Origin of the sequence: Mesorhizobium loti CJ3sym (assembly GCF_000472785.1) — a bacterium.
GTDB classification, from domain to species: Bacteria; Pseudomonadota; Alphaproteobacteria; order Rhizobiales; family Rhizobiaceae; genus Mesorhizobium; species Mesorhizobium loti_E.
The window spans coordinates 217,185-241,758 of the sequence record NZ_AXAL01000001.1; the positions used below are offsets into that span (position 1 = coordinate 217,185).

The 24,574-nt window shown below is 61.4% G+C and carries 31 protein-coding genes; 18 read left to right on the plus strand and 13 right to left on the minus strand.

What is annotated here, in order from left to right; genetic code table 11:
* Positions 1–41 precede the first annotated feature (41 nt).
* From A3A9_RS0101255 to A3A9_RS0101275, 5 genes are all read left to right on the plus strand, one after another.
* Positions 42–593, plus strand: coding sequence for an RNA 2'-phosphotransferase (locus A3A9_RS0101255; RefSeq protein WP_027057173.1), 552 nt, complete (start codon positions 42–44; stop codon positions 591–593).
* Complete coding sequence (purQ, locus tag A3A9_RS0101260) at positions 590–1,258, plus strand: phosphoribosylformylglycinamidine synthase subunit PurQ (RefSeq protein WP_027057174.1); 669 nt, start codon at positions 590–592, stop codon at positions 1,256–1,258. The genes A3A9_RS0101255 and purQ overlap by 4 nt, the downstream gene beginning before the upstream one ends.
* A gap of 69 nt (positions 1,259–1,327) precedes the next feature.
* Complete coding sequence (locus tag A3A9_RS0101265) at positions 1,328–1,993, plus strand: glutathione S-transferase family protein (protein ID WP_027057175.1); 666 nt, start codon at positions 1,328–1,330, stop codon at positions 1,991–1,993.
* A complete protein-coding gene (locus A3A9_RS0101270; protein WP_027057176.1) occupies positions 1,990–2,397 on the plus strand; it encodes a hypothetical protein in 408 nt (135 codons plus the stop codon). The genes A3A9_RS0101265 and A3A9_RS0101270 overlap by 4 nt, the downstream gene beginning before the upstream one ends.
* 2 nt (positions 2,398–2,399) lie before the next feature.
* Positions 2,400–3,041, plus strand: coding sequence for a Pr6Pr family membrane protein (locus A3A9_RS0101275; RefSeq protein WP_027057177.1), 642 nt, complete (start codon positions 2,400–2,402; stop codon positions 3,039–3,041).
* A gap of 30 nt (positions 3,042–3,071) precedes the next feature.
* On the opposite strand, the gene A3A9_RS0101280 is transcribed toward A3A9_RS0101275, so the two are convergent.
* The gene (locus tag A3A9_RS0101280) at positions 3,072–3,323 is read right to left on the minus strand and encodes a DUF1127 domain-containing protein (protein ID WP_027057178.1); all 252 of its coding nucleotides are present in this window, start codon (positions 3,321–3,323) and stop codon (positions 3,072–3,074) included.
* A gap of 93 nt (positions 3,324–3,416) precedes the next feature.
* Between A3A9_RS0101280 and A3A9_RS0101285 the strand changes: the two genes are divergently transcribed.
* Positions 3,417–4,826 (plus strand): PLP-dependent aminotransferase family protein, encoded by a 1,410-nt coding sequence (locus A3A9_RS0101285; RefSeq protein ID WP_027057179.1) that lies wholly within the window; start codon positions 3,417–3,419, stop codon positions 4,824–4,826.
* Between the two features lie 9 nt (positions 4,827–4,835).
* Here the strand turns inward: A3A9_RS0101285 and A3A9_RS45060 are convergent, their stop codons facing one another.
* The gene (locus A3A9_RS45060; RefSeq protein WP_202596342.1) at positions 4,836–5,000 is read right to left on the minus strand and encodes a hypothetical protein; all 165 of its coding nucleotides are present in this window, start codon (positions 4,998–5,000) and stop codon (positions 4,836–4,838) included.
* Positions 5,001–5,203: 203 nt separating this feature from the next.
* Between A3A9_RS45060 and purL the strand changes: the two genes are divergently transcribed.
* From purL to A3A9_RS0101315, 5 genes are all read left to right on the plus strand, one after another.
* Positions 5,204–7,435, plus strand: a complete 2,232-nt coding sequence (gene purL / locus A3A9_RS0101295; RefSeq protein ID WP_027057180.1) for a phosphoribosylformylglycinamidine synthase subunit PurL — start codon at positions 5,204–5,206, stop codon at positions 7,433–7,435.
* A gap of 47 nt (positions 7,436–7,482) precedes the next feature.
* A complete protein-coding gene (locus A3A9_RS0101300; protein ID WP_033838255.1) occupies positions 7,483–8,016 on the plus strand; it encodes a hypothetical protein in 534 nt (177 codons plus the stop codon).
* Between the two features lie 123 nt (positions 8,017–8,139).
* On the plus strand, positions 8,140–8,373 hold the full coding sequence (locus A3A9_RS0101305) for a BolA/IbaG family iron-sulfur metabolism protein (RefSeq protein WP_010909092.1): 234 nt from the start codon (positions 8,140–8,142) through the stop codon (positions 8,371–8,373).
* A gap of 153 nt (positions 8,374–8,526) precedes the next feature.
* On the plus strand, positions 8,527–8,862 hold the full coding sequence (grxD, locus tag A3A9_RS0101310; protein ID WP_027057182.1) for a Grx4 family monothiol glutaredoxin: 336 nt from the start codon (positions 8,527–8,529) through the stop codon (positions 8,860–8,862).
* Between the two features lie 121 nt (positions 8,863–8,983).
* Positions 8,984–10,252: a multidrug effflux MFS transporter gene (locus A3A9_RS0101315; protein WP_082221833.1), complete on the plus strand. Its 1,269-nt coding sequence runs from the start codon at positions 8,984–8,986 to the stop codon at positions 10,250–10,252.
* Between the two features lie 49 nt (positions 10,253–10,301).
* On the opposite strand, the gene A3A9_RS0101320 is transcribed toward A3A9_RS0101315, so the two are convergent.
* The 3 genes from A3A9_RS0101320 to rpsD all read right to left on the minus strand — a co-directional run bounded on the left by A3A9_RS0101320 (position 10,302) and on the right by rpsD (position 12,760).
* Entirely contained in the window at positions 10,302–11,129 is an 828-nt protein-coding gene (locus tag A3A9_RS0101320; protein ID WP_027057184.1) for an inositol monophosphatase family protein, read from the minus strand.
* Entirely contained in the window at positions 11,119–12,006 is an 888-nt protein-coding gene (gene ttcA, locus A3A9_RS0101325) for a tRNA 2-thiocytidine(32) synthetase TtcA (RefSeq protein ID WP_027057185.1), read from the minus strand. The genes A3A9_RS0101320 and ttcA overlap by 11 nt, the downstream gene beginning before the upstream one ends.
* Positions 12,007–12,142: 136 nt before the next feature.
* Positions 12,143–12,760, minus strand: coding sequence for a 30S ribosomal protein S4 (gene rpsD / locus A3A9_RS0101330; RefSeq protein ID WP_027028657.1), 618 nt, complete (start codon positions 12,758–12,760; stop codon positions 12,143–12,145).
* A gap of 371 nt (positions 12,761–13,131) precedes the next feature.
* On the opposite strand from rpsD, the gene A3A9_RS0101335 reads away from it, so the two are divergent.
* The gene (locus A3A9_RS0101335) at positions 13,132–13,332 is read left to right on the plus strand and encodes a hypothetical protein (protein WP_027057186.1); all 201 of its coding nucleotides are present in this window, start codon (positions 13,132–13,134) and stop codon (positions 13,330–13,332) included.
* Between the two features lie 210 nt (positions 13,333–13,542).
* Positions 13,543–13,731 carry a hypothetical protein gene (locus A3A9_RS0101340; protein WP_027057187.1) on the plus strand — a complete coding sequence of 63 codons (189 nt, stop codon included), beginning with the start codon at positions 13,543–13,545 and terminating at the stop codon, positions 13,729–13,731.
* 8 nt (positions 13,732–13,739) lie between these two features.
* Here A3A9_RS0101340 and A3A9_RS0101345 read toward each other — a convergent pair whose 3' ends face one another.
* Complete coding sequence (locus tag A3A9_RS0101345) at positions 13,740–13,922, minus strand: DUF3008 family protein (protein ID WP_027057188.1); 183 nt, start codon at positions 13,920–13,922, stop codon at positions 13,740–13,742.
* A gap of 153 nt (positions 13,923–14,075) precedes the next feature.
* On the opposite strand from A3A9_RS0101345, the gene A3A9_RS0101350 reads away from it, so the two are divergent.
* Positions 14,076–15,455, plus strand: coding sequence for an RNB domain-containing ribonuclease (locus A3A9_RS0101350; protein ID WP_027057189.1), 1,380 nt, complete (start codon positions 14,076–14,078; stop codon positions 15,453–15,455).
* Between the two features lie 26 nt (positions 15,456–15,481).
* Here the strand turns inward: A3A9_RS0101350 and murI are convergent, their stop codons facing one another.
* Positions 15,482–16,270 (minus strand): glutamate racemase, encoded by a 789-nt coding sequence (gene murI / locus A3A9_RS0101355; protein WP_027057190.1) that lies wholly within the window; start codon positions 16,268–16,270, stop codon positions 15,482–15,484.
* Positions 16,263–17,171, minus strand: a complete 909-nt coding sequence (locus tag A3A9_RS0101360; protein WP_027057191.1) for an RNA methyltransferase — start codon at positions 17,169–17,171, stop codon at positions 16,263–16,265. The genes murI and A3A9_RS0101360 overlap by 8 nt, the downstream gene beginning before the upstream one ends.
* A 694-nt stretch (positions 17,172–17,865) precedes the next feature.
* Here A3A9_RS0101360 and A3A9_RS38040 point away from each other — a divergent pair.
* Positions 17,866–18,633 carry a hypothetical protein gene (locus tag A3A9_RS38040; protein ID WP_051370645.1) on the plus strand — a complete coding sequence of 256 codons (768 nt, stop codon included), beginning with the start codon at positions 17,866–17,868 and terminating at the stop codon, positions 18,631–18,633.
* A 156-nt stretch (positions 18,634–18,789) separates the two neighbouring features.
* Here the strand turns inward: A3A9_RS38040 and A3A9_RS44755 are convergent, their stop codons facing one another.
* Positions 18,790–18,948 (minus strand): hypothetical protein, encoded by a 159-nt coding sequence (locus A3A9_RS44755; protein ID WP_161634467.1) that lies wholly within the window; start codon positions 18,946–18,948, stop codon positions 18,790–18,792.
* Positions 18,949–19,369: 421 nt separating this feature from the next.
* On the opposite strand from A3A9_RS44755, the gene A3A9_RS0101375 reads away from it, so the two are divergent.
* From A3A9_RS0101375 to A3A9_RS0101385, 3 genes are read left to right on the plus strand one after another with little or no spacing between them, the layout of a single operon-like run.
* Positions 19,370–20,581, plus strand: coding sequence for an NADP-dependent isocitrate dehydrogenase (locus A3A9_RS0101375; RefSeq protein WP_027057192.1), 1,212 nt, complete (start codon positions 19,370–19,372; stop codon positions 20,579–20,581).
* A 1-nt stretch (position 20,582) separates the two neighbouring features.
* Complete coding sequence (locus A3A9_RS0101380; RefSeq protein ID WP_051370647.1) at positions 20,583–21,329, plus strand: hypothetical protein; 747 nt, start codon at positions 20,583–20,585, stop codon at positions 21,327–21,329.
* Positions 21,326–21,952, plus strand: coding sequence for a glutathione S-transferase family protein (locus tag A3A9_RS0101385; RefSeq protein ID WP_027057194.1), 627 nt, complete (start codon positions 21,326–21,328; stop codon positions 21,950–21,952). Before A3A9_RS0101380 ends, A3A9_RS0101385 begins: the two co-directional genes overlap by 4 nt.
* A gap of 4 nt (positions 21,953–21,956) precedes the next feature.
* Here A3A9_RS0101385 and A3A9_RS0101390 read toward each other — a convergent pair whose 3' ends face one another.
* The 4 genes from A3A9_RS0101390 to A3A9_RS45625 are packed head-to-tail and all read right to left on the minus strand — an operon-like array spanning position 21,957 to position 24,574.
* Positions 21,957–22,751: a PhzF family phenazine biosynthesis protein gene (locus tag A3A9_RS0101390; protein ID WP_027057195.1), complete on the minus strand. Its 795-nt coding sequence runs from the start codon at positions 22,749–22,751 to the stop codon at positions 21,957–21,959.
* Between the two features lie 47 nt (positions 22,752–22,798).
* A complete protein-coding gene (locus A3A9_RS0101395) occupies positions 22,799–23,278 on the minus strand; it encodes a DUF2269 family protein (RefSeq protein WP_027057196.1) in 480 nt (159 codons plus the stop codon).
* Positions 23,275–24,021, minus strand: a complete 747-nt coding sequence (locus A3A9_RS45620) for an SDR family oxidoreductase (protein WP_245278954.1) — start codon at positions 24,019–24,021, stop codon at positions 23,275–23,277. Before A3A9_RS45620 ends, A3A9_RS0101395 begins: the two co-directional genes overlap by 4 nt.
* Positions 24,008–24,574: an NAD(P)H-binding protein gene (locus A3A9_RS45625; protein WP_245278955.1), complete on the minus strand. Its 567-nt coding sequence runs from the start codon at positions 24,572–24,574 to the stop codon at positions 24,008–24,010. Before A3A9_RS45625 ends, A3A9_RS45620 begins: the two co-directional genes overlap by 14 nt.

A 24,574-nucleotide genomic window follows, 5' to 3' on the forward strand; every position in this document is an offset into this window, starting at 1 on the left:
CCGGACCTTCCGCACCGCCGACATTAGAAACTACCGTTGCAATGCCGATCGACACGCAAATTTCCAAATTCGTGAGCCTCGTCCTGCGACACGCGCCACAGGAGGCAGGATTGTCGCTCGACGAAAACGGTTGGGCCGATCTCGGCGCGCTATGCAAGGTTATCCAGGCGAAATTCGGCGCGTCGACCGGCGGCGTCGCGCGTATCGTCGCCGAGAATCCAAAAAGACGATTTGCGATCGAGGGCAATCGCATCCGCGCCGTGCAAGGCCACAGCGTCGATATTGATCTTGGGCTAGCGCCAACTATTCCACCGGATACGCTTTACCACGGCACCAAGGAAGGGTTCCTGCCTGCCATACTGCGCGAAGGCGTGACCAGACAGTCCCGCCAGCATGTGCATTTGTCGAAGAACATGGAAACAGCGCTCGTCGTCGCGCGGCGCCGTGCCGGGAAAAGTGTTATCCTGCAAATCGACTCAGCATCCATGAACAAGGATGGGGTGTCATTCTTTCTCTCCGATAACGGTGTCTGGTTGACCAACCACGTTTCACCCCGGTATCTCACTCAGATGCCCGAACGGGAATTGCCATGAAATCCGCCGTCGTCCTCCTGCCTGGCCTCAACCGCGACCGCGACATGATCGCGGCGCTGACCAAGATTTCAGGAAAACCGCCGATCACGGTCTGGCAGACTGACACGGAAATCCCCGATGTCGACCTGATCGCCATTCCGGGCGGCTTTTCCTTCGGCGACTATCTGCGCTGCGGCGCTATTGCTGCGCGCATGCCAGTGATGCGGGCCGTCGCTGAAAAGGCGGCCAAGGGCGTCACGGTCATCGGCGTCTGCAACGGGTTCCAGATCCTGGTCGAGGCGGGGCTGCTGCCCGGCGCCTTGATGCGCAACACGTCGCTAAAGTTCGTCTGCCGGCAGGTGAAGCTTGAGATCACCAATGCCAACACCATGTTCACCCGCCGCTATCAGCCCGGCCAGATCATCCGATCGCCGGTCGCGCATCATGACGGCAATTATTTCGCCGACGCCCAAACCCTTGCCCGCCTCGAAGGCGAAGGTCAGGTGGTGTTCCGTTACGCCGAAGCCACCAATCCCAACGGCTCGATCAACGACATTGCCGGCATCATCAACGAAAAAGGCAATGTGCTTGGCCTGATGCCGCATCCCGAAAACCTGATCGAAGCAGCCCACGGCGGCAGCGACGGTCGTGGACTGTTCGAAAGTGCGCTCGGCATTGCCGCATGATATCACCAAGGCGCATGCCTTGAAAAACAGCCGGACATCAAGTCCGCGTCACATGGGAGAGAGACGGTCATGAAACTCTATTCGCGGCCGTTGTCGCCCTACTCGTCGATCGTGCGGGCGCTGGCCTACATAAAGGACGTGCCGCTCAAGATCATTGCGCCGCCGCCGGGTTTTCCGATCCCGGAAGAATTTCGAGCCGTTTCGCCGATGAACCGGATTCCGGTGCTGATCACCGGCTCTGGCGAAACCATCGTCGAATCGGTGGTCATCGCCGAATATCTCGAGGAGCGGTTTCCGGAGCCGGCACTGCTGCCGCCCGATTCCAAGGACCGCGCACTGGTGCGCATGTTTGCCCGCATCACCGATCTCGACGTGCTGACGCCGACGATGAAGCTTTTCGAACTGCATTTCGTGCCGAAGCGCAACAATGCCGAGATCGATGCCCAGTTTGCCCGCCTGCATCATGGGCTGGCGGCGATCGAGGCGCGCATGGCGCAAGGCCCCTTTGCGCTCGGCGACGACATCAGCTTCGCGGATGCCTGGCTGACGCCGACGCGCTTCATCTTCAACAATTTCCGGGCCATGACGGGACATCACGACCTGCTCGCCGCCTATCCCAAATTCGACGCCTATGAGCAGATCGCTTCGCAGCATCCGGCACTGTCGCGGGTGTGGGGCGAGATGACGGACGGCCAGAAGATCTTCCTGTCCGAACTTGAGATGGGTGCCGCTTGATCAAGGTTAAGACAATCGCGATCGTTGCCGCGGCAGGCTTTGCCTTGGCATCGTGCCAATCGACTCCGAAAAGCACGCCTGTCCCGTCGGGCAAGAGTGCGTCGCTGCTGGCCATGGAGCAGGTGGCGATATCCGCCCACAAATGCTGGATCGCCAGCAAGGATCCGGCCTTCAAGCAATATCAGATGGCCAACGAACTGAACTCGTTCAGCGGCACGCCACGCTTCCTGCTGGTGCCGGCCAAGCATTATGGCGGTAAACCGTTGCTGGTGGTGCAGGCGCAAGGCAATTCGAACCGCGTCGACGCGTTCGGGCCACTGATGAACGATCCGATCGGCGCGCGCATCAGCTCCGACATTGCCCGCTGGCAAGCCGGCAATCCGGCCTGCGCCGCGACTGCCTGACCATGGGCCGTTTTCTGCAGGTCGCGGGTCTGGTCATTGGTCTGGCCGGGCTCGTCCTGCAGTTCTGCATCAGCATTCCAGCGTCTATGGAAGCCGGGCGCAGCCTGCTCGGCTCGATCGTCTTCCTGCTTAGCTTCTTCACCATCCTGACCAACATTGGCGCGGTGCTGGTCTACACATCCCTGCTGTCGTCCGGCGGCTATGCTTGGCTGCCGGCCTTCGCCGGGTCCCGGATGCGCGCGGGTGTTGCGGTTTCGATCACCCTGGTCTTCATCGTCTATGCCACGGTTCTGGCGCGGCTCTGGCAGCCGCAGGGCCTGTTCCTGCTCTGCGACGTGCTGCTGCACTACGTGACGCCGGTTCTGTTCGTGCTGTGGTGGCTGGTCGCGGGTGCCGACGGCAGGACACGTCTGCGCGACGTGTCCTGGTGGGTGCTCTACCCCATCGCTTATCTCGCCTATGCGCTGGCGCGGGCGCCGTTTGCCGGCGAAGTGCCCTACCCCTTCCTCGACGTCGCCAAGAACGGTGTAGCCAGTGTCGCCGCGGCAGCATTGTCCATCACGGCGCTGTTCCTGGTGATATGTGTCGTCGCCGTTTTTATCGATCGCGGCATTGGCCATCGCGGGGCCAAACGGGTCCGCTAATGCATGTCGCGACGCGCCGTAGGTTGGCCGCTATTCCCAGAAAGGCCTGACGCCCTCGCGATGGGCGTCGCAGCGGGAAAGGCCGATGTCCTTCAGTTGATCGTCGGTCATCTCAAGCAACGCCAGCCGGCTGCGCCGGCGATCAAGCAAATGCCCGATCCATTTCGCCAGCGAGATCACCACCCACACCAGACGGCTGACAAAGCCGCGACGACCTGACGGGCGGCGCGTTTGGCTGGGAAGCGCGGCTCTTGAATCACTGATTGTCCCGATTGTATCCATTTTCTTTCTGCCAAAACTCTCAATTGCACCCTTTTTGGTGCGCGATTGATATGTATTGACTCACAATCCGGTGCAATATAGAAAATTGTCACCATGACAAATTGGCTTCCAGACCTCACCGGCTCCGGCCCGCTCTATCAGCGCCTTGCGGACTCTATCGAGACGGACATCGATCGGGGCGTGATCGATGCCGGCGCAAAGCTGCCGCCGCAGCGGGACCTCGCCTACGACATCGGCGCCACGGTCGGCACGGTCGGCCGAGCCTATCAATTGCTGCGCGAGCGCGGGCTGGTGAGCGGCGAAGTCGGGCGCGGAACCTATGTGCTGGGACAGCGCGCCGGCGCTACGAAACCGGAAGCTCTCGACGTCAGCGTCGAAGGCACGCGGTATGTCGATGCGCCCAAGGACATATTGCGTTTCGACAGCACGGCGGCACCCGACATCGGCCAGGGAGCCATTGTCGCGGATGCGCTGTCGCGCGTGGCACAAGACCATCCGCACGAGATTTCAAGCTATACGCGCGATTTCCCCGACCGCTGGTATGAGGCTGGCGCCCGCTGGCTGTCGCGCAATTCCTTCCGTCCGGCCGCCGATACAATCGTCCCTACTCTCGGCACTCATGCAGCGGTGATGGCGGCGGTCGCAGCACTGACCACGCCCGGCGATTATGTTGCCTTCGAGCACCTCACCTATTCGCAGATATCGCGCAGCGCCGGTCTGATCGGCCGGCGTACGGCGTTGGTGGCATCGGATGACGAAGGCCTCGACCCGGCCGATTTCGAGCGTGTCTGCGCGCAAAAACATCCCAGGATGATCTTCCTGATGCCGACGGCGCAAAATCCCACCCTGGTGACCTTGTCGCCGGCGCGTCGCGAGGCGATCGCGCGGGTCGCGCGCGAATACAATGTCATTCTGATCGAAGACGATCTCTACGGCCACCTGACCGACGACCCGACACCGTTGCTCGCCGAATATGCTCCGGAGAGAACAATCGTTGCCGGCGGCCTGTCGAAGTCGGTCGCGGCCGGCATGCGCGGTGGTTGGCTCTCCTGCCCGCCTGCCTATCGCCACCGTATCCGCGTCGCCCACAAGATGATGACCGGCGGCATGCCCTTCCTGTTGGCAGAGGTGAATGCCCGGCTGGTGCTTTCCGGCCAGGCCAGCGATATCCGCAAGCGCAGCATCGCCGAAATCAGCGCCCGAATCGCGATCGTGCGTGAGACTCTGGCCGGTTTCGCCTTCAAGTCTCACGACAGGGTACCCTTCGTCTGGCTGACTTTGCCCGACCCCTGGCTTTCCGGCACCTTCAAGAACGCCTGCCTGGAACACGGCGTGCTGATCGACGATGAGGACGAGTTCAAGGCCGGCCGCTCCGAGCAGGTCTTTCACGGTATCCGCTTCGGCGTTTCGCAGCCCAGACAGCGCGGGGATGTCGCCGACGGCGTTGCGGTCCTGCGGCGCCTCCTCGATGAGGGCCGCGCCGGCTACGACAGCTTCTCCTGACGGAGCGGATCAGCCTTCGGCCTTGAAGTTCCTGGCTTCCTTTTCGGCCTCGTCCTTGCCGCGCTTTTCAGCCAGTTCCTTCGCCTGTCCAGGCGAAACGTCGGTGGTTTCCGCGATATGCATGGCCTCCTTGTCCGAGAGGCGATTATCGTTCTTGCCTTGCTTGGTAGCCATGGTCCGGTCTCCTGAGTGGTTGAGACCTAACGGCTGGCACATCGTAGCGTTCCATTCGGCCTAGCGTTCCTCGCTGCGAAGGCCATCATTGTCGTCACCTTGTGCTTTCTGTCTTTTTTCGTCGATCGACGGTGTATCGGGTGCAAAGCTTGCGATAAGAGGGGACTCAAAATCACCGCTTCCATGGACATAAATCGCCGCCCATGACCATTTCCAATTCCGTGCCGATCACCCCAGAGCTCATTGCCGCGCACGGGCTGAAGCCCGACGAATACCAGCGCATCCTCGAGCTGGTCGGGCGCGAGCCGAGCTTCACCGAGCTCGGCATCTTCTCGGCGATGTGGAACGAGCACTGCTCTTACAAATCCTCGAAGAAATGGCTGCGCACGCTGCCGACCACCGGGCCGCAGGTCATCCAGGGGCCGGGCGAGAATGCGGGTGTGGTCGACATTGGCGATGGCGACTGCGTCGTCTTCAAGATGGAAAGCCACAACCATCCCTCCTTCATCGAACCCTATCAGGGTGCGGCAACCGGCGTCGGCGGCATCTTGCGCGACGTCTTCACCATGGGCGCGCGGCCGATCGCGGCGATGAACGCGCTGCGCTTTGGCGCACCGGACCATCCCAAGACGCGGCATCTCGTATCAGGCGTGGTTTCCGGCGTTGGCGGCTACGGCAACGCCTTCGGCGTGCCGACGGTTGGCGGCGAGGTCAATTTCGATGCTCGCTACAACGGCAACATCCTCGTCAATGCCTTTGCCGCGGGCCTTGCCAAGACCGACGCGATCTTCCTGTCCGAAGCCAAGGGCGTTGGCCTGCCGGTCGTCTATCTCGGCGCCAAGACCGGCCGCGACGGCGTCGGCGGCGCCACCATGGCCTCGGCCGAGTTCGACGACAAGATCGACGAGAAGCGGCCGACCGTTCAGGTCGGCGATCCCTTCACCGAAAAGTGCCTGCTGGAAGCTTGCCTCGAACTGATGGCCTCGGGCGCCGTCATCGCCATCCAGGACATGGGTGCGGCCGGCCTCACCTGCTCGGCAGTCGAGATGGGCGCCAAGGGCGACCTCGGCATCGAGCTCGACCTCGACAAAGTGCCGGTGCGCGAAGAGCGCATGAACGCTTATGAGATGATGCTGTCGGAAAGCCAGGAGCGCATGCTGATGGTGCTGCGCCCGGAGAAAGAAAAGGAAGCCGAGGCGATCTTCCACAAATGGGGCCTCGACTTCGCCATTGTCGGCAAGACCACCGACGATCTGCGCTTCCGCGTCATCCACCAGGGCGACGAAGTCGCCAATTTGCCGATCAAGGACCTTGGCGACAAGGCGCCGGAATATGATCGCCCCTGGGTTGAGCCGAAGAAGCCGGCGGCGCTCAGGGCGGACGATGCACCAAAGGCCGATGTCGCCGATGCGCTGCTGAAGCTGCTCGGCGGACCGGACCTGTCGTCGCGCCGCTGGGTGTGGGAGCAATATGACACCCTCATCCAGGGCAATTCGCTGCAGCTTCCTGGCGGCGATGCCGGGGTGGTGCGCGTCGAAGGCCACGCGACCAAGGCGCTCGCCTTTTCGTCTGACGTCACGCCGCGCTATTGCGAGGCCGACCCCTATGAGGGCGGCAAGCAGGCGGTGGCCGAATGCTGGCGCAATTTGACCGCCACCGGCGCGTTGCCGCTGGCGGCGACCGACAACCTGAATTTCGGCAATCCGGAACGGCCGGAGATCATGGGCCAGTTGGTCGGCGCGGTGAAAGGCATCGGCGATGCCTGCCGGGCGCTCGGCTTCCCGATCGTGTCCGGCAATGTCTCGCTCTACAACGAAACCAACGGCCAGGGCATCCTGCCGACGCCGACCATTGGTGGCGTTGGGCTGATACCAGACTGGTCGAGGATGGCGCGTATCGGCTTTGCCGCCGAGGGCCAGATGATCCTGCTGGTCGGCGCTCCGGCGACATGGGGCAGCCATCTCGGCCAGTCCGCCTATTTCAGAGACATCCATGGCCGTACCGACGGTCCGCCGCCGCCTGTCGACCTCTCGCATGAAAAGCGCGTCGGCGACCATGTGCGCGCGCTGATCGCGTCGGGCGTAGTGACGGCGGCGCATGACCTTTCCGATGGCGGCCTTGCCGTGGCCCTGGCCGAAATGGCGATGGCATCCGGCATTGGCGCCACCGTTCCGGGTCTCGCCGGCACCGACCCGATCCCGGTCTGGTTCGGCGAGGACCAGGGCCGCTATCTCCTGACGCTGTCGGTCGATCCGCAAAGCAGGGAATGGGATGCCATCCGCGAGGAGCAGAGCAAGCTCGGCATCTTCGCGCCATGGATCGGCTCGACCGGCGGAACTGAGCTGAAGCTCGGCGACGCCAGGGCAATGCCGGTCAGCGACTTGACCGCAGCCCATGAAGGCTGGTTCCCCCGCTTCATGGATAAGGCCAGTTGAACAGAGCATGATCCCGAAAAGTGGAACCCGGTTTTCGGAAAAAGATCATGCTCAATCAAAGGAAACTGGCCGCGCGGGCGCTGCTTGCAGTCGTTTTCTGGCCGTCGCTGTTCTTCTTCTGGTTCCTCGGCCCGTTCGTTTTCTTCTTGTTGTCAACGACCTCGAGCGAGGTTTGTCCGCTGTTGGAAAGGCGTGAGCAGTTCCTGGCCTCCGCCAATGGCACGCTGCCGATGCTGGTTCTGCAGAACCTGATCTACGCGGTTCCCATCGTCTGCCTGGTGCTTTGGAACCGGCTTCTACCGGACCGGGCGCGTACAAGGCGGATCGTCACCTGCATCAAGCTTTTCGCCGTTGCGGCCATCCTGGGGGCGCTATGGGAATATGGTTCTTCGCTGGTCTGCGATGGCTACGGGCAACCGTTCTTCTCGCCGGTCTGGCAGATGACCAGCTATCTGCCGATCGCTGACATAGCGGTCAACATTCCTCTCTATGTGCTGGTCTTCAGCCTCGGCCGCGCCTTTTCGACGCGCGAGGATGATCCCACGGACGATACGCTTCGTCTCGACGAGACCGTCTCTTAAAGCTCAATCATCCCCACACCGGATGGAAGCGCTTCAATCGCGACCAGAAACGCTTTAGGTTCATCCCGACTCTCATCGCATGGGCACCCTTGCTGCCTAGCCGCCCGAAACAGGAATTCCGCCATGGCAATGGATGCCCACGACATCGAAAAACTGATCAAGGACGGCATTCCGGACGCCAAGGTAACGATCCGCGACCTCGCCGGCGACGGCGACCATTACGCTGCCGAAGTGGTGGCCGAGAGCTTTCGCGGAAAGAGCCGCGTCCAGCAGCACCAGATGGTCTATGACGCGCTGAAGGGCAATATGGGCGGCGTGCTGCATGCGCTTGCGCTGCAGACCAGCGTGCCCGACTGAGGCCGTTCCAGCCAACACCCGCTTGGCCCAAGCCGGCCCATCCTTTGCGCCATTTCGGCTACGACGCGGCTAATGTCTTGTTTCGGGCAATCTATGGGTTTATTTGATAGGAATGCTTCGAGCCTGACTCCCACGGGCGTGAAAGGATATTCCATGAGCGGTATCAACGACTACATCGACAACGAAGTGAAGGGCAACGACGTCGTCCTTTTCATGAAGGGCACGCCCGGTTTCCCGCAGTGCGGATTTTCCGGCCAGGTGGTCCAGATCCTCGACTATATCGGCGCCGACTACAAAGGCGTGAACGTTCTGGACTCGGCCGAACTGCGCCAGGGCATCAAGGAATATTCAAACTGGCCGACAATCCCGCAGCTCTATGTGAAGGGTGAGTTCGTCGGCGGCTGCGACATTATCCGCGAGATGTTCCAGGCAGGCGAACTGCAGACGTTCCTCGCCGAAAAAGGCGTGAGCGTAAAAGCCACCGCCTGACACGCACCGAGCACCGGGGGCAGCCCAACCTCGGCAATTAACGTGTCCCTGATATCGGGGCCAAGACGAGCCAATGCGCCGGCCCGCCGGCGCGTTTTCGTTTTTAGAGATTGGACTTGCCGTGGACCAGCATTCGACAGCGCCGCAATTGGCAGGCAAACTGCCCATTCCGCGCTGGGAATTCATTGCGCTCTGTGCCGCGTTGATGGCGCTCAACTCGCTGGCCATCGACATCATGCTTCCGGCGCTGCAGCAGATCGGCGCCTCGCTCGGCGTCGAAAATGAAAACCACCGGCAATATGTGGTCACCGCCTACATTCTTGGTTTTGGTGGCGGCCAGCTGTTCTTCGGGCCGATCTCCGACCGGTTCGGACGCCGCGCACCTCTCGTCGTCGGTCTGATCATCTACGTGGCTGCCGTCGCCGCCGCCGCCATCGCGCCGAGTTTTGAAGCGCTTCTCCTTTGCCGAGCCGTGCAAGGCATCGGGGCAGCTGCCACGCGTGTCATCGCGGTCTCGATCGTGCGCGATACATTCGAAGGCCGGCGTATGGCCGAGGTGATGTCGCTGATCTTCATGGTGTTCATGGCGATACCGGTCATCGCGCCCGGTGTCGGTCAGTTCATCATGCTTTTCGCGACCTGGCATTGGATCTTTATCACCATGGCCATCGGAGCGCTGCTTGTCTCGGCATGGTCGCTGCTGCGCCTACCTGAAACGTTGCGTCCCGAACATCGTCGGCCGCTGACGGTATCTTCCATCCTTGGCGGTTTCCGTATCGTGCTCACCAACCGCCTTGCGATTTGCTATGCTTTCGCCAGCACCTTCGTTTTCGCCGCCATGTTCGGCTTCATAGCCTCCGCGCAGCAGATCTATGTCGACATATTCAACGTTGGTGAGATGTTCCCGGTCATCTTCGCCGGGGTCGCCGGCGTGCTTGCCTTCTCCAATTTTCTGAATTCACGCCTCGTCGGCCGCATCGGCATGCGCCGGCTCTCGCAGAGCGCGCTGCTGCTGTTCTTGACCATCAGTCTCGCCTGGCTGGTCGTCTCGCTGGAAATGAAGATGCCGCTTTGGCTGTTCGTCACCTTCTTCGCCAGCGCCATGCTTCCATTCGGTGCACTCGGCGCCAATTTCAACGCGCTGGCCATGGAGCCGCTCGGCCAACTGGCTGGTACGGCCTCTTCCATCCTGGGTTTCATGCAGACGTTTCTTGGCGGCATCCTCGGTACACTGATCGGCCAGGCTTTCAACGGCACGGTGACGCCATTGGCCGCCGGCTTCTGCAGCGTTTCGGTCGCTACACTGCTGATGATCCTGCTCGCCGAGCGCGGCAGGATGTTCCAGCCGCACAACCCACCGGTTTCAGGCCATGTCACCGACCTTCATTAATTCTGGTTTGCAGGCCTGAAGCCTGGCGACTTAACGCCAGCACAGGATCCTACTCAGCCCACAGTTCGCGGCGCAACTCCTGCCAGCTTTCGCGGTCGGGAGCGACGAGCAAGCCGCCGCCGACATGCGACGGCAGGTAGGCGGTGCCGTCAAACCGCGCGGCATGGCCGCCGGCCTCGGCATGGATCAGCACACCTGCCAGATGATCCCATGGCATCAGCTTGTTGTAGACGACGAAATGGCCATGGCCGCTGGCCAGCAAGCGGTATTCGTGGGCGGCGCAGCGGTAGTTGAACTGCGACAGCGTCTTGGTCTGGTTACACGCCAGCCGCGTGCGGTCGGGCTCGGCCATGTATTGCCAGGACACCGCACCGGTCATCTGCGAGATCGGTGCGGGCGCGGCAACCCGCACTTTTTCCAGTACGCCATGCGCGTGGCGGATATGGCTGCCGGCGCCTTTGGTGCCGATTAGCCAATCCTTGCCGACGGGATCATGGATGATGCCAGCAACAGTCTCGCCCTTGACCACGACCGCCAGCATGACGCCGAACAACGGTACACCGGACGCGAAATTGAAGGTGCCGTCGACCGGGTCGATGACGAAAGCCAGATCGGCGGCGCCCAGACCATTGAGCAGTGCCGGATTGTCGGAACAGGCTTCCTCGCCGATGACCATCGCGGAGGGATAGCGGTCGCGCAGCCGCGCCGTGATCAGCCGCTCGGCGTTGACATCGGCCTCCGTCACCAGATCGGCGGCGGAGGTCTTCTGTCTGATGTCGCCATCGCCCAGCCGGCGAAAGCGGGGCATGATTTCGGTGTCGGCCGCCTCGGCCAGCAGGCTGGCCAGCCAGTCGATCGCATTGTCGTCAAATGTCATTGGAAGCGTCTTGTCCTGTGATGAGGGTCTGGTTCAGGGCGGCGAAATCGAACAGCTGTCGATCGAGCAGATGCGACGGCCTGCTGTTGGACAGCGCACGCAGCATCGTGTCCTTGCGACCAGGCATGCGCTTTTCCAGATCGTCCAGCATCGCCTTCATTGCGTTGCGCTGGAGGCCTTCCTGGCTGCCGCAGAGGTCGCAAGGGATGATCGGGAATCGCATCGCGGTGGCGAATTTTTCAAGATCGACTTCGGCGCAATAGCTGAGCGGCCGCAGCACCATCACGTCGCCGTCGTCGTTGAGCAACTTCGGCGGCATCGCGGCGAGACGGCCGCCATGGAACAGGTTCATGAAGAACGTTTCGAGAATGTCCTCGCGGTGGTGGCCGAGAACCAGCGCCGAGCACCCCTCCTCGCGCGCGATGCGGTAGAGATGGCCGCGCCGTAGCCGCGAGCAGAGCGAGCAATAGGTGCTGCCCTGCGGCAGCTTGTCGGTAACGATGGAATAGGTGTCCTGATATTCGATGCGGTGTGCAATGCCGTTGGCGTCGAGATAATCGGGCAGAATGTGTTTTGGGAAATTCGGTTGGCCCTGATCAAGATTGCAGGCCAGCAGTTCGACCGGCAGCAGCCCGCGCCATTTGAGGTCCAGCAGCACGGCAAGCAGACCGTAGGAATCCTTGCCGCCCGACAGCGCGACCAGCCAGCGCTGGCCGGGCACGACCATCGAGAAATCCTCGGTCGCCTGACGGGTCAGCCGCAGCAGTCGCTTGCGCAGCTTGTTGAACTCGACCGAGGACGGCACATCGGCGAACAGCGGATGGAAACCGCCCTCGGCGATCGGTTCAAGCGTTTCGATGTCTGGCAGCATGTTCATGGCGCGGTGGCCCCGGGGATGTAACGTCCGCCCGGATTAGCGCATCGGCCGGAGAATCGAAACCGCAAAGCGGATGCACGAAACAAAAAGGCCGCCTCGAAGGGCGGCCTTTTCGGTATCGCAGAAAAGCGTTCGCTCAGCGCGAATAGAATTCGACGACCAGGTTCGGCTCCATCTGCACGGCAAACGGAACATCCGCCAGGCCGGGGATGCGCGAGAAGGTCGCGACCATCTTGTTGTGATCGGCTTCGATGTAATCCGGCACGTCGCGCTCGGCGAGGCCGACCGATTCCAGGACGATGACCAGCTGCTTCGACTTTTCGCGCACTTCGATGACGTCGCCCGGCTTGCAGCGATACGAGCCGATGTTGACGCGCTTGCCGTTGACGTTGACGTGGCCGTGGTTGACGAACTGACGGGCAGCGAAAATGGTCGGCACGAACTTGGAGCGGTAGACGACCGCGTCGAGACGCGACTCGAGCAGACCGATCAGGTTCTCGGAGGTGTCGCCCTTGCGGCGGTCGGCCTCTTCATAGACCTTGCGGAACTGCTTTTCCGAAACGTCGCCATAGTGACCCTTCAGCTTCTGCTTGGCGCGCAGCTGCAGGCCGAAGTCGGAAAGCTTGCCCTTGCGGCGCTGGCCATGCTGGCCGGGACCGTATTCACGCTTGTTGACCGGGGACTTCGGGCGGCCCCAGATATTTTCGCCGAGACGGCGGTCGATCTTGTACTTCGCGGATTCGCGCTTGCTCATCGCATTCCCTTTCAAAACAACACACCCGGCACCTCATGGTCCGGGTGAAGGAAACGCGCCCTCCTCTGGCCTCCGTTTTCGAGACCTGACAGGGCTTTCCCACGCAACGCGGCGGAAAACCCACGGGACACGTCAGTTCAAACAGGATCAGAAACGATTAGGATGCCTGATCTTGCGCATACAAAACAAACACCGGACATCGCTGCCCGGCGTTGGCGGCTGGTTAAACCGAGATTTAACCGGTGTCAAGCTTTCGCATGGCTTGGCACAGCGCAACCATATATCGTTTTCGGCGTTGAGCGATGCCGGATCTGGCGAAGGTTTTGCGCCAACGGCACCAGGAAGGGACTGGAGCTAGAGGAGTTTATTGAATGAAGAAGTTTTTCCTTGCCCTGACGGGCGCCGCGGTATTGGCGGGGTCGATGGCAGTAATGACGCCGGAGCCAGCCATGGCCAAGCATTGGAGCGGTCACAAGCAGGTCTGCCGTGTCATGGTCAAGAAGAGGGTGGTGTGGCGGCATGGCCATCGCAAGGTGATCGTGACGAAGGTAAGGCGCTGCCACCGCTGGTGATTCCGGCTTAGCCGGGGACAAGCTTCTCTTGGAAGAAATCCGAGGAGGGCCAGCGATCCGTCGCTGGCCCTTTCGCATTGAATGGCTATCAAATCCAGGAACGCCCGCGGGCCCTGCCGCGGACCTTTCCATTTGCAGTTCCCGACTTCGTGATTGGGGATGATTGCCGCGATTCGCTAGAAATCGAATGTCAGACAATGGAGAAACCCTATGAAGACCGCAACCTTGCTTCTGGTCGCCCTGCTTGCAGGCCCGACCCTACTTGCTTCACCGGAACTCGCTGTGGCCGGCGGAAAAAACAACTGCCATTGGGTCAAGATCACCCGGCGTGTCTGGAGCAACGGTCGTCCGCACTGGGTCACGACGAAGGTGAAGCGCTGCGACTACCACCATCATTGATGGCTGCTTTATGATTTCTTGTCGGGCAGGCCCTTGCGCTTGGTCTCGGCAAATTCCTCAAGCTGCTTTTCGGTCATCGATTCGTACATCGCGCGCGACGCGCCTTTGAGTTCGCCGTTCTTGGTCTCGCCGCGCTTGGCGGAAAGTGCGGCGCCGGCGGCTTTTTGCTGAGCTTGTGATTTGGCAGGCATGATTTTTCTCCCTTGCTGTCTGGAGAAACGCCGCGCTTCGGCGACAGTTCCAGCGGCCCAGTTCCTCATCCGACTGATGCTATTCAGGCGGCCGGCTTTGGCGCGTTCGTTGGCAGCCTTCCCGTGTTCGGAGCCCCGGTGTAGGACTGCTGAATGAAGTCTCTGACAGACCCCTCACAAGCTCTCTCCACCGGCCTGGCGAAAATCCGCACCGAATTCCACGTGCCGGATGGATTTCCGGCTGCCGTTATGGCTGCGGCGGAGGCGGCCAAACGTGTGCCGAACCAGCATGCCGATCGAACAGCGATGCCCTTCGTTACGCTCGATCCGGCAAGCTCCACCGATCTCGACCAGGCGTTCTCCATCGAAGCCAGCGGTGGCGATCTTGTGCTGCATTATGCCATTGCCGACGTGGCCTGGTTCGTCGAGGACGGCGACGCGATCGATCGCGAAGCATGGGCGCGGGGCGAGACATTTTATCTGCCGGACGGCAAGGCCGGGCTCTACCCGCCGGTCATTGCCGAGGGTGCGGCGAGCCTTCTGCCGGATGGACCACGTCCAGCTGTTATCTTCACCGTTCGGGTCGCTGACGACGGTGCGGTGAAATTGGACGGCGCGGAGCGGGCAATCATTCAAAGCCGCGCGAAGCTCGCCTACGACAGCGTGCAGCCTGCCGACGTCCCGGCCGGCTTTGCGGAACTGGCGCGGCGCATTGCGGCAAACGAAGAGCGTCGCGGCGCTTCGCGCGTCGACCCGCCCGAGCAAGAAGTTGAAAAGCTCGCCGATGGCACATTCCAGCTTTCGTTCAGGCCGATGCTGCAATCCGAACAGGACAACGCCGCGCTTTCGCTGGCCGCCAACATGGCGATTGCCGACGCCATGCTGGCGCACAAGACCGGGTTGTTTCGCGTGATGTCGGAGCCGGATGCTTTCAAGGTGCAAAGGCTGCGCAGCGCGGCACAGGCTCTCGGACTGTCCTGGCCGGCCCCGACCAGCTTGCGCGACTATCAGCGGACCCTTGATCCGAGCAACAGGCAACAGGCGGCGCTGATGCTGGAAATCCGCCATGCCGGCTCCGGCGCGTCCTATCAGCCCTATCAGGAGGGCGTCGTCCCCTGGCATGAGGCGATGGCTGCGACCTACGCCCATGCAACCGCGCCACTCAGGCGATTGGCCGATCGCTATGTCGTGCGCTGCGCGCTGGCTATATCAAACGGCCAACCCGTGCCGCAGGCCGTCACCGATGCGTTCACTCGATTGCCGAAGGTGATGGGGCGTGGGGACAGCCGCGCTTCGCAGATCAACCATGCGGCCATCGACCTTGCCGAGGCGGTGATGCTCAGGGGACGCGAGGGAGAAACGTTCAAAGCCGTCGTCACCGACCTCGTCGACCATGGCGTGCGCGTTCAGCTTGCCGATATGCCTGTCGTTGCCACCGTAAAAGCCTCCGGGCTTGGACAGGGCGACGGTCTGACGCTGAAGCTGGTCTCAGCCGATCCGGATCAGCGCAGCATCGTCTTCGAAACTGTTTGAGCGGCAGACGTTTCCGCTACCAGCTGCTAACCCACGGACAGTCCAAAGCCCTGCATCAGCCGGCTGGTGGCGAAATCCATTTTGCCTGAGGTAAAGATCGCAATGTCAGGCTCACCTACCGGCAATGGTCCATCGACCGGGGCCAGCAACGACATCGCGCGCCGGGCAATGGCTTCGGCCGGATCGATCCAGTCGACGGGCCAAGGGGCGGTCTTGCGCATGCGGTTGGCCAGGAACGGATAATGCGTACAGCCCAGCACAACGATATCCGTGCGGGCACCGTCCTTCTCGACAAAACACGGCGCGATCTCCTCGCGGACAATCTCCTCGTCGACAAAGCCCTCGCGCATGTAGATCTCGGCCAGTGGTGCCAGCCGGTCGGAACCGACAAGCCGCACATGACATTTCTGCGCCCATTTGCTGATCAGGTCGCGCGTGTATTGACGCTTGACCGTGCCGGGTGTCGCCAACACTGAAACCAGTCCGGAACGTGTACGCTCGGCCGCCGGCTTGATCGCCGGCACCGTGCCGACAAAGGGATGGCCGGGAAATTTCTCGCGCAATGCGTCAATCACCAGCGTTGAGGCGGTGTTGCAGGGAATGACCGAAATCTCCGGCTGGAATTTGTCCAGCAGCGCGCCGAACAGGCCAAGGATATGAGCATTGAGCGCTGGCTCCTCCCAGGCGCCATAGGGGAAGGCTGCATCGTCGGCGACATAGACAAAGCGGCGGTCGGGCATCAGCACGCGGGCCTCGCGCAGCACGGTTAGCCCACCAATGCCGGAATCGAACATCAGGATCGGCCGCTCAGTCATTGTCGGTTCCCTTGCCGCCGAGCGGCGGCGTATCAGTATCGTCGCCGTTGGCGTCAGGCACATGGCCAGCCGCATCCGCCTTGCGGGCACGAGCGGCGGCGGCGGGCAGACGCCTCGGATCATCGCCCGGCGAACCATCACCGCGCGGCATCGCCGGCGAAAACCTGTCGAGCGAGGAAATGATGCCGCGCAGCACTTTGAGCTCCGGCTCGGCAAAGCCGGCGCGCGTCAGCACGGCGCGCAGATTGTCGACCATCTTCGGCTTCTTCGGGGCCGGCCGGAAATAGCCGCGCGCTTCCAATGCGCCCTCGAGATAGGCGAACAGGCCGTGCAATTCTTCCTTGCTGGCCGGCTTCATATCGGGGCCGGAAAAATTGGTCTTGGTCTCGTCCTCGAGACCGGACTTCATCCATTCATAGGACATCAGCAGCGCGGCCTGAGCGATGTTGAGCGAGGAGAAATCGGGATCGACCGGAAAGGTGACGATCTCGTCGGCAAGGCCGACCTCGTCATTGTAGAGACCGAAGCGCTCGCGGCCGAACAGGATGCCGGTGCGCTGACCCATGCCGTGGCGGGCGCGAAGCACCCTGCCCGCTTCGACGGGACCGCGTACGGATTTGAAGCCGTCGCGCTGCCTGGCGGTGGTGGCGAAAACGAAATTCAAATCGGCAAGCGCCGAAGCCAGGTCGTCGAACACCTTGACGGCGTCAATGACATGGTCGGCACGGCTGGCGGCGGCGCGGGCCTTCTCGCTCGGCCAGCCGTCGCGCGGATTGACCAGGCGCAGTTCGGACAGGCCGAAATTGGCCATGGCGCGGGCGACCATGCCGATGTTCTCGCCGAGCTGCGGTTCTACGAGGATGATGGCGGGGCCGGTGGGCTGAAAGTCCGTTTCTGTCATGTGTTCCAGATGGTTGCGCTACGAAGTCTCCGCGTCCTGCCATATCGATACGGCTTTTTGAAGAGTTGTCGGTGACCTGGCCGGCAAATACCTTTTCTTGCCGCCCTTGGGTTTTGCGAGAAAATCCAGATTGGCTTCATTGCCATCGCCTTTCTCGGTGAATCGACGGTGTTCGGCAATGTCACCGGGTCAGCAATACCGGCAGCGGCGCCGTCCAGTCGTTGAAGAACAACGTGAGTTCAGGCAACGGAACCGACGGCACGCCGATCACGGGCTTCCCAGGTCCCGGGAGTATACCGTTGCAGTAAGCGCCTGCCGTTTCCACGGCAGCATGAAACAAAGGCGATGCCGGCTGCCTCTCCAGAGTTTGTGCGGGCATCGCCTTTTTTTCCGATGCTCGCACCAAACTGCCGACAAATAGACAAGCCCGTACTCGTTGTTGGTATTGACGACATTTCCCGGTACGGAGATTATCTGCGATCGAAAGACGTATTTCTTTACAATGGCGTACCGCGTCACTGGAAAATCAATTAGAACGATGTAATATCCAACCGCTTGGGGTTCAATGTGTATCGGTGAATGGTATTTAGGAGGCGGACTGCGTCTTTCATGCGCCCGTCATTATCTATCCCTCAAGTATTTCGACACGGGTTTCAGCGGCCGACGAGGCGTTGGCCAATCTTAGGAGGGGCAAATGAAAGTGGTACGGTTTTTCCTTTCACTCGCTGCGTTGCTTCTGGCGTCAGTTTTCCTGATTGCGCCAGCTTCTGCGCAAGCGACACGGACATGGGTTTCCGGCGTGGGTGACGACGCCAATCCGTGCAGCCGCACGGCACCTTGCAAGACGTTTGCCGGCGCGATCTCAAAGACGGCGGTGAGCGGCGAAATCAACGTACTCGATCCAGGCGGCTTTGGCGCCGTGACAATTACAAAGTCCATCACGATCCGATCCGATCATATCGAGGCAGGTGTACTCGTCTCAGGGACCAACGGGATTATTGTCAATGCTGGAGACACCGGCAAAGTGGTGTTGGAGGGGCTCGACTTTGAAGGTGTCGGGACAGGCCTTAACGGCGTGCACATCCTCAGCGGGCTGGCCGTCTACATCATTCGATGCGACATCCGACATTTCACGCAAAATGGTGTCAATTCCATCAGCAGCACGGCGGGAACGAGGGTCATTATCCAAAACTCTACGATAAATATGAACGGCGGCGGCGTGAACGTGAAGGGAACCGGCGTTGGAAATGCGGTGGCTATAATCGACACTCTGGTCGACGGGAACACGAATTTTGCGGCGCAAGCCGATGGAGCCGGCAACGTAGTTTCCGTCACCAATAGCTCTCTCACCGGCAGCGCAACAGCGTTAAGTCTGCTCAATACGGCGACTGCAACGTCTTTCGGGCCGAGCAATCGTGTGACAGGCGCCGGTACATTTACGACCACGACAGCGTTCAAGTAGCGTAAATTCATCCGAGCGTGGCGCTTGCTTGCAAACGCCGAACTTCGCATAGGACATTAGGCTTAGGTGTTGGCGATAAATGCGAAGTCCGCGAACCGAATGATTCGCGGACTTCGTCGGTTTTTTACCTCGGCGGTGCTGGATTTACCGGTAGCATCAGGAAATCAAGCCAACCGAAAATTTGGCATCCTGAACGTTGCGACCGAAAATCTTGGCGACCATATCCAGATCATTGCCGAAGAGGCGCAGCAGTTGATGCGCGGGGCGGGATTCGACCCGTCCTTTCTTGTCGATCGGGACGACGGCATCGCTCATCCGCGACCGATACCACCCAATGAGCGCGCAGCCATTCTGCTGAACGGTTGGTACAAAACAAATCCAGCAGAATGGCCTCCGCACCAATTATACGATCCTATCTACGTCGGATTTCACATACGCCTTTTTCAGTCACCTAGCCTTGTCGCACCTGCTGCCATTGAACATTATGGCAAGCACGGTCCGATTGGAACGGGCGAATCCCTCGCCGGAGCTCGGGAACAACCGCCTCCCTTCAGGCGAGTACGACAGCATTTCATTTCATGGCGCCACTTGAAGTGGAAGCGTGAAAGGTAAAAAGACCGATTCGCGGTAAGGAGGCCCAGCAGCGGTTTGCGCCGGTGGGATTGCTTTGCTATAGCGCGAATTCCCTTTTGTGGCGGGGTGAATCCCGCGCTCTGTCCTTGAATGAGGCTCCTGTATGGCGAAGATTAAAGTGGCGAACCCGGTCGTCGAACTCGACGGCGACGAGATGACCCGCATCATCTGGCAGTTCATCAAGGACAAGCTGATCCACCCTTATCTCGACCTCAAGCTCGAATATTACGACCTCAGCGTCGAGCACCGCGACGCCACCAACGATCAGGTGACGATCGATTCGGCCAACGCCATCAAGAAATACGGCGTCGGCGTGAAATGCGCGACGATCACCCCCGACGAGCAGCGCGTCGAGGAGTTCAAGCTGAAGAAGATGTGGAAGTCGCCGAACGGCACCATCCGCAACATCCTGGGCGGCACCATCTTCCGCGAGCCGATCATCATGAAGAACGTGCCGCGCTTGGTGCCGGGCTGGACCAAGCCGATCATCGTTGGCCGTCACGCCTTCGGCGACCAGTACCGCGCCACCGATTTTCGCTTCCCCGGCAAGGGCAAGCTGACGATCAAGTTCGTCGGCGAGGACGGCCAGGTCATCGAGCATGACGTGTACGACGCACCCGGCGCCGGTGTCGCCATGGCCATGTACAATCTCGACGACTCGATCCGTGAATTCGCCCGCGCCTCGCTGAACTACGGCCTGCTGCGCAACTATCCGGTCTACCTGTCGACCAAGAACACCATCCTCAAGGCCTATGACGGCCGCTTCAAGGACATCTTCCAGGAAGTCTACGAGGCTGAATTCGAGGCTGAATTCAAGGCAAAGAAGCTGTGGTATGAGCACCGCCTGATCGACGACATGGTGGCCTCCGCCCTGAAATGGTCGGGCGGCTATGTCTGGGCCTGCAAGAACTATGACGGCGACGTCCAGTCCGACACGGTGGCGCAAGGTTTCGGGTCGCTCGGCCTGATGACCTCGGTTCTGATGACGCCGGACGGCAAGACGGTGGAAGCCGAAGCTGCGCACGGCACCGTCACCCGCCACTATCGCCAGCACCAGAAGGGCGAGGAAACCTCGACCAATTCGATCGCCTCGATCTTCGCCTGGACGCGTGGCCTCGCACACCGCGCCAAGCTCGACGACAACACTGAATTGAAGCGCTTTGCCGACACGCTGGAGAAGGTCTGCATCCAGACGGTCGAATCCGGCTTCATGACCAAGGACCTGTCGCTCTTGATCGGTCCCGACCAGCCCTGGCTGTCGACCACCGGCTTCCTCGACAAGATCGACGAGAATTTGCAGAAGGCGATGGCCTGATATGAAAGTGCGGACCTTGGCAGACAAGGTCCGCATCTGTGCGGCAAACAACGCCGATCTCTACGAAGCGGTGTTTCGGGCTCACGGGTTGAGGGAACACCGAAACTTGTTCCTGTGGTGGAGCGATACCCCGGCTCCACCATACTATTCAAATATGACAACGCTGGATCCTGATGCGATCGCGCTTCAGCTCGAAGCAGTCAAGCACTTGAGTTCGGTGCTCGACGGTCCCTTTGCGGTCAAGGACGGATTTTGTCGTCTCGACCTGGCCGACATCGGGTTCAAGGTTCTTTTCGACGCAAGCTGGATATGGGCCGATCCGGACAGCGCGATCGGAAGGACCGGCGGCTGGGCTGCCGGATGGCGACGCATCTGTGATCCCGACGCGCTCCATGCCTGGGAAGATGCATGGGCGTCAGACAACCCAAACGACCGAGGGGGGTTCCCACCGGCGATACTCGATAACCCAAACGTTGCATTTCTAGGGCGTGCTACCACCGCTGGCTTTGACGCCGGATGCATCGTTAACCGCTCGTCGGAGGCGATGGGCCTATCGAATGTCTTTGCAAAGGGTGACGACGCAGAACCCGTCTATCAAGATGCAGCGAATGCCGCCCTTACCTACGCCAACGGTCTTCCGCTCGTGGGATATGAGCGCGGTGCTGCTTTGCGGGCGGCGCGTACAGCCGGCTTCGAATCGGTCGGGAACTTGCGTATTTGGCTTCAGCTCGGCGAGGAAACAACTTGAACAGGCCAACTCTCTACGGCGCGGACTACAGCGTTTACGTGCGCATCGCGCGGATGGCGCTGGAGGAGAAAGGCATCGACTACGAGCTGGTGCCGCTCGACATCTTTGCCGCCAACGGCATCCCGGCCTGGTATCAGGAGCATCACCCGTTCGGCCGTATCCCGGCCTTCGAGCATGATGGTTTTCGCCTCTTCGAGACAAATGCAATCGCGCGCTATGTCGACGAGGCCTTCGACGGTCCGGCGCTGCAGCCTGCCGACGCACGCGGCCGCGCCAGGATGGGCCAGATGACAGGCATGCTCGACGCCTATGGCTACCGCGCCATGGTCTGGGACGTCGCGGTCGAACGGCTGGAAAAGGCTGAGCCGGATGAGACCCTGATCGCCGGTGGGCTTCGGCAGGCGGAGACCGTGCTCAGGGTGCTCACCTCACTCAAGGCGCCGGGAGCGTGGTTGCTGGGCGACCAGTTAACGCTCGCCGACCTGCATGCGGCTCCGATCGTCGGCTATTTCGTCAAGGCCGCCGAAGGCCAGAAGCTGCTGGCCGTGTTCCCCGAAATCCAGGGCTGGTACAAGCGCATCGCTGCTCGTCCGAGCTTTGCTCGCACCGAGAAGGCTGACTAGCGCATCAATCGGGAAGGTAGATCTCGGCCTTCATGAAGGTTTTGGCGCGGCCGCTGATCAGCACGCGGTCATCGGCAAGTTCGCACAGCAAATGGCCGCCGCGTTGCGAGCACTGGAACGCCGAAAGCCTGGTCTCGCCCAGTTTCTCCGACCAGTACGGCACCAGTGTCGCATGGATCGAACCGGTCACCGGATCCTCGGGAATGCCCGCTGCCGGAGCAAAGTAGCGCGATACGAAATCGTGGCCGCCGCCGCGCGCGGTGACAACGACACCGAGCGGGTCGAAGGCCGCGATCCTGAACAGGTCCGGAACGAAGGATCGCACGGCCGCTTCATCGGCAAGCTCGACGAACAGGTTCTCGAAATTGCGAAAGCACGCGACCGCCCGGGCCGACACGCTGTCCTGAAGCGTGCGCGTCAATTCGACATCGAGCGGCTGTGGCGGGAAGCATGGCAGGTCAAGCCGATAGGCGCCGTCATGTTGCGAAACCCTGATCTCGCCGACCCGCGTCGCGAAGGCCATGTCGCTCGACACCTTGTAGGCTTCTGCCAGCACGTGTGCCGTGGCAAGCGTCGCGTGGCCGCAGAAATCGGCCTCATGCACAGGCGTGAACCAGCGCAGGTCCCAACCCGTGCCGTTCGGTCGTGCGAAGGCGGTTTCAGCCAGATTGTTCTCGTTGGCAACGGCCTGCATGACCTCGTCCGGCAGCCAGTCCTCCAGAATGAGGACGGCCGCCGGGTTGCCCTGAAAAATCCGATCGGCAAAAGCGTCGGCCTGATACATGGTCAGTGTCGGCATATCTTTCTCCAGACCAGCCTTCGAAACATCCAGGCGGCAGGCGCGCATTAGAAACTGATTTCCGGCCGGGTCACCATCAGCCAGAGGATCGCAAGCACCGCGCCAAAGGCTGGAAAACCGCACGCAAACCAGATGCGAAACAGGCGCTTCTCCTCAGTGGGCAGCGGCGCGTTCTCGAGGGCCGCCTGCCGCGCCAGGTTGCGGATCCGAATTTGAATCCAGACCACCGGCAACCAGAACAGGCCGGTTACGACATAGAGCAGCAAGGACAGCACGATCCAGCCTTCGGAGAGCGGCCAGCCCACTGCCCGCGCCAACAGCACCCCGGTGATCGGCTGGACGATGACGGCTGTTGCCGTGAAGATCGCGTCGGCGATGACGACCGTACCGGCGACATGGGCAACGAGTTCGGCGCGCCCGGTGCGTTGCGCCATCAGCATGAAGAAGGCGATGCCGGCGCCCGTGCCGAACAGAACCGTGGCCCCGATGATGTGCGCCCAGCGCAGGAGGTCGGCCCAGAGGCTCATCGCTCGTCAAGCACGGCCAGCGCCACCAGCACCAGGCAAAGCATGGGGATTGTCTTGACCAGTGGCCCCAGCGGCGCGAGCCACAGCTCGGGAGCAAGAAGCGTCGACGCGGCCAGATAGAACAGCGTGATCGCAATCATCGCCAGCAGCGCCGGCCTGGCCAAGGGCCGCACCAGGACCGTCGCGCCGACAAGTATGTCCGCGGCGCTGCCGGCCAGAACTGACAAATGGGCGAAATTCACCGACACGCCGCGCAAGACGAGGATGTCGGCGGCCTCATCTTGCCGGATAAGCGCAATGATGCCCGACGCAAGCCAGAACAGCGATAGACAGCCGAAGACGACCGGCTTTGCCAGCCAGAGGCGCGCGAACCATCGCTCCTGGACATTGGCGGGCATGGCGGCCAGCGTTGCCTCCAGCGGCTGCAGCGGATGGTCGGAGATTTCGCTCCAAGGTGTGGGGTTGCCAGTGACGCCCCGCGCCAGCGCGGCAAGGGCGGCGCTGCGCAGAGGCGATCGCCAGCCAAGCAAGCCAAGGCCATCGGCAGCAACTGCCGCGATCCGGCCGAGAAGGGCCGGCATTGGCACCACCTTGGCCTGGGGCAGGCCAAGCCATGCGCGGAAGGCAACCAGGACATCGCCGAGCGAGTGGGCATCGGCTTCGACGAGATCGACCGCAGTGCGGGGTGGCAGGGATCCGGCGATCGCGCGTGACACGGCTTCTGCAACGTCAGTGACCGCCACGGTCTGGATCGGCTGGGGTGCCATGACGGCAGGGATAAAGCCGGGGAATGCCGCAAGCGCGCACAAGTGCTGTCCCGCCATAGGCAGCATGCGCGATCACCAGGCCCGGCCGTAAGATCGTCCACTCCAACGAAGAGCGGGCGACTGCCTTGTCGCCTTGCGCCTTGGTGCTGAAAAAGACATTTGTCGAGGCGAGATCGGCGCCGATGGCGGAGATCTGCACCAAACGGCCGATACCGGCCTGTTCGCAGGCTGAGACCAACGCCACTACCGAGCCCCGGTGGATGGCGTCGAGGCGGTCGCGCGGGCCGTCCTGCAAGGCGCCCGCCGCATTGACCACCGCGTCCATGCCCGCGACCATCGGCAGCCAGTCTTCAGCGGTCAACAGTTGCGCCATGTCAGCCGCGATCCAGCCCACCGCCGGCCAGCGCCGCCTGGCATCTCTGATATCGCGGCCGAGGCCGATCACCTGATGGCCGTCGCGAACCAGGCGCCCGACGACGGCTTCGCCGATCAGCCCATAGCCGCCAAGGACGAGCACACTTTTAGGCAT

Excerpts from the sequence above, each read along its gene's own strand:
- A3A9_RS0101255 (WP_027057173.1), top strand. The coding sequence starts at position 42 with ATGCCGATCGACACGCAAATTTCCAAATTCGTGAGCCTCGTCCTGCGA.
- purQ (WP_027057174.1), top strand. The coding sequence starts at position 590 with ATGAAATCCGCCGTCGTCCTCCTGCCTGGCCTCAACCGCGACCGCGAC.
- A3A9_RS0101265 (WP_027057175.1), top strand. The coding sequence starts at position 1,328 with ATGAAACTCTATTCGCGGCCGTTGTCGCCCTACTCGTCGATCGTGCGG.
- A3A9_RS0101275 (WP_027057177.1), top strand. The coding sequence starts at position 2,400 with ATGGGCCGTTTTCTGCAGGTCGCGGGTCTGGTCATTGGTCTGGCCGGG.
- A3A9_RS0101280 (WP_027057178.1), bottom strand. The coding sequence starts at position 3,323 with ATGGATACAATCGGGACAATCAGTGATTCAAGAGCCGCGCTTCCCAGC.
- A3A9_RS0101285 (WP_027057179.1), top strand. The coding sequence starts at position 3,417 with ATGACAAATTGGCTTCCAGACCTCACCGGCTCCGGCCCGCTCTATCAG.
- A3A9_RS45060 (WP_202596342.1), bottom strand. The coding sequence starts at position 5,000 with ATGGCTACCAAGCAAGGCAAGAACGATAATCGCCTCTCGGACAAGGAG.
- purL (WP_027057180.1), top strand. The coding sequence starts at position 5,204 with ATGACCATTTCCAATTCCGTGCCGATCACCCCAGAGCTCATTGCCGCG.
- A3A9_RS0101300 (WP_033838255.1), top strand. The coding sequence starts at position 7,483 with ATGCTCAATCAAAGGAAACTGGCCGCGCGGGCGCTGCTTGCAGTCGTT.
- A3A9_RS0101305 (WP_010909092.1), top strand. The coding sequence starts at position 8,140 with ATGGCAATGGATGCCCACGACATCGAAAAACTGATCAAGGACGGCATT.
- grxD (WP_027057182.1), top strand. The coding sequence starts at position 8,527 with ATGAGCGGTATCAACGACTACATCGACAACGAAGTGAAGGGCAACGAC.
- A3A9_RS0101320 (WP_027057184.1), bottom strand. The coding sequence starts at position 11,129 with ATGACATTTGACGACAATGCGATCGACTGGCTGGCCAGCCTGCTGGCC.
- ttcA (WP_027057185.1), bottom strand. The coding sequence starts at position 12,006 with ATGAACATGCTGCCAGACATCGAAACGCTTGAACCGATCGCCGAGGGC.
- rpsD (WP_027028657.1), bottom strand. The coding sequence starts at position 12,760 with ATGAGCAAGCGCGAATCCGCGAAGTACAAGATCGACCGCCGTCTCGGC.
- A3A9_RS0101335 (WP_027057186.1), top strand. The coding sequence starts at position 13,132 with ATGAAGAAGTTTTTCCTTGCCCTGACGGGCGCCGCGGTATTGGCGGGG.
- A3A9_RS0101340 (WP_027057187.1), top strand. The coding sequence starts at position 13,543 with ATGAAGACCGCAACCTTGCTTCTGGTCGCCCTGCTTGCAGGCCCGACC.
- A3A9_RS0101345 (WP_027057188.1), bottom strand. The coding sequence starts at position 13,922 with ATGCCTGCCAAATCACAAGCTCAGCAAAAAGCCGCCGGCGCCGCACTT.
- A3A9_RS0101350 (WP_027057189.1), top strand. The coding sequence starts at position 14,076 with ATGAAGTCTCTGACAGACCCCTCACAAGCTCTCTCCACCGGCCTGGCG.
- murI (WP_027057190.1), bottom strand. The coding sequence starts at position 16,270 with ATGACTGAGCGGCCGATCCTGATGTTCGATTCCGGCATTGGTGGGCTA.
- A3A9_RS0101360 (WP_027057191.1), bottom strand. The coding sequence starts at position 17,171 with ATGACAGAAACGGACTTTCAGCCCACCGGCCCCGCCATCATCCTCGTA.
- A3A9_RS38040 (WP_051370645.1), top strand. The coding sequence starts at position 17,866 with ATGAAAGTGGTACGGTTTTTCCTTTCACTCGCTGCGTTGCTTCTGGCG.
- A3A9_RS44755 (WP_161634467.1), bottom strand. The coding sequence starts at position 18,948 with ATGAGCGATGCCGTCGTCCCGATCGACAAGAAAGGACGGGTCGAATCC.
- A3A9_RS0101375 (WP_027057192.1), top strand. The coding sequence starts at position 19,370 with ATGGCGAAGATTAAAGTGGCGAACCCGGTCGTCGAACTCGACGGCGAC.
- A3A9_RS0101380 (WP_051370647.1), top strand. The coding sequence starts at position 20,583 with ATGAAAGTGCGGACCTTGGCAGACAAGGTCCGCATCTGTGCGGCAAAC.
- A3A9_RS0101390 (WP_027057195.1), bottom strand. The coding sequence starts at position 22,751 with ATGCCGACACTGACCATGTATCAGGCCGACGCTTTTGCCGATCGGATT.
- A3A9_RS0101395 (WP_027057196.1), bottom strand. The coding sequence starts at position 23,278 with ATGAGCCTCTGGGCCGACCTCCTGCGCTGGGCGCACATCATCGGGGCC.
- A3A9_RS45625 (WP_245278955.1), bottom strand. The coding sequence starts at position 24,574 with ATGCCTAAAAGTGTGCTCGTCCTTGGCGGCTATGGGCTGATCGGCGAA.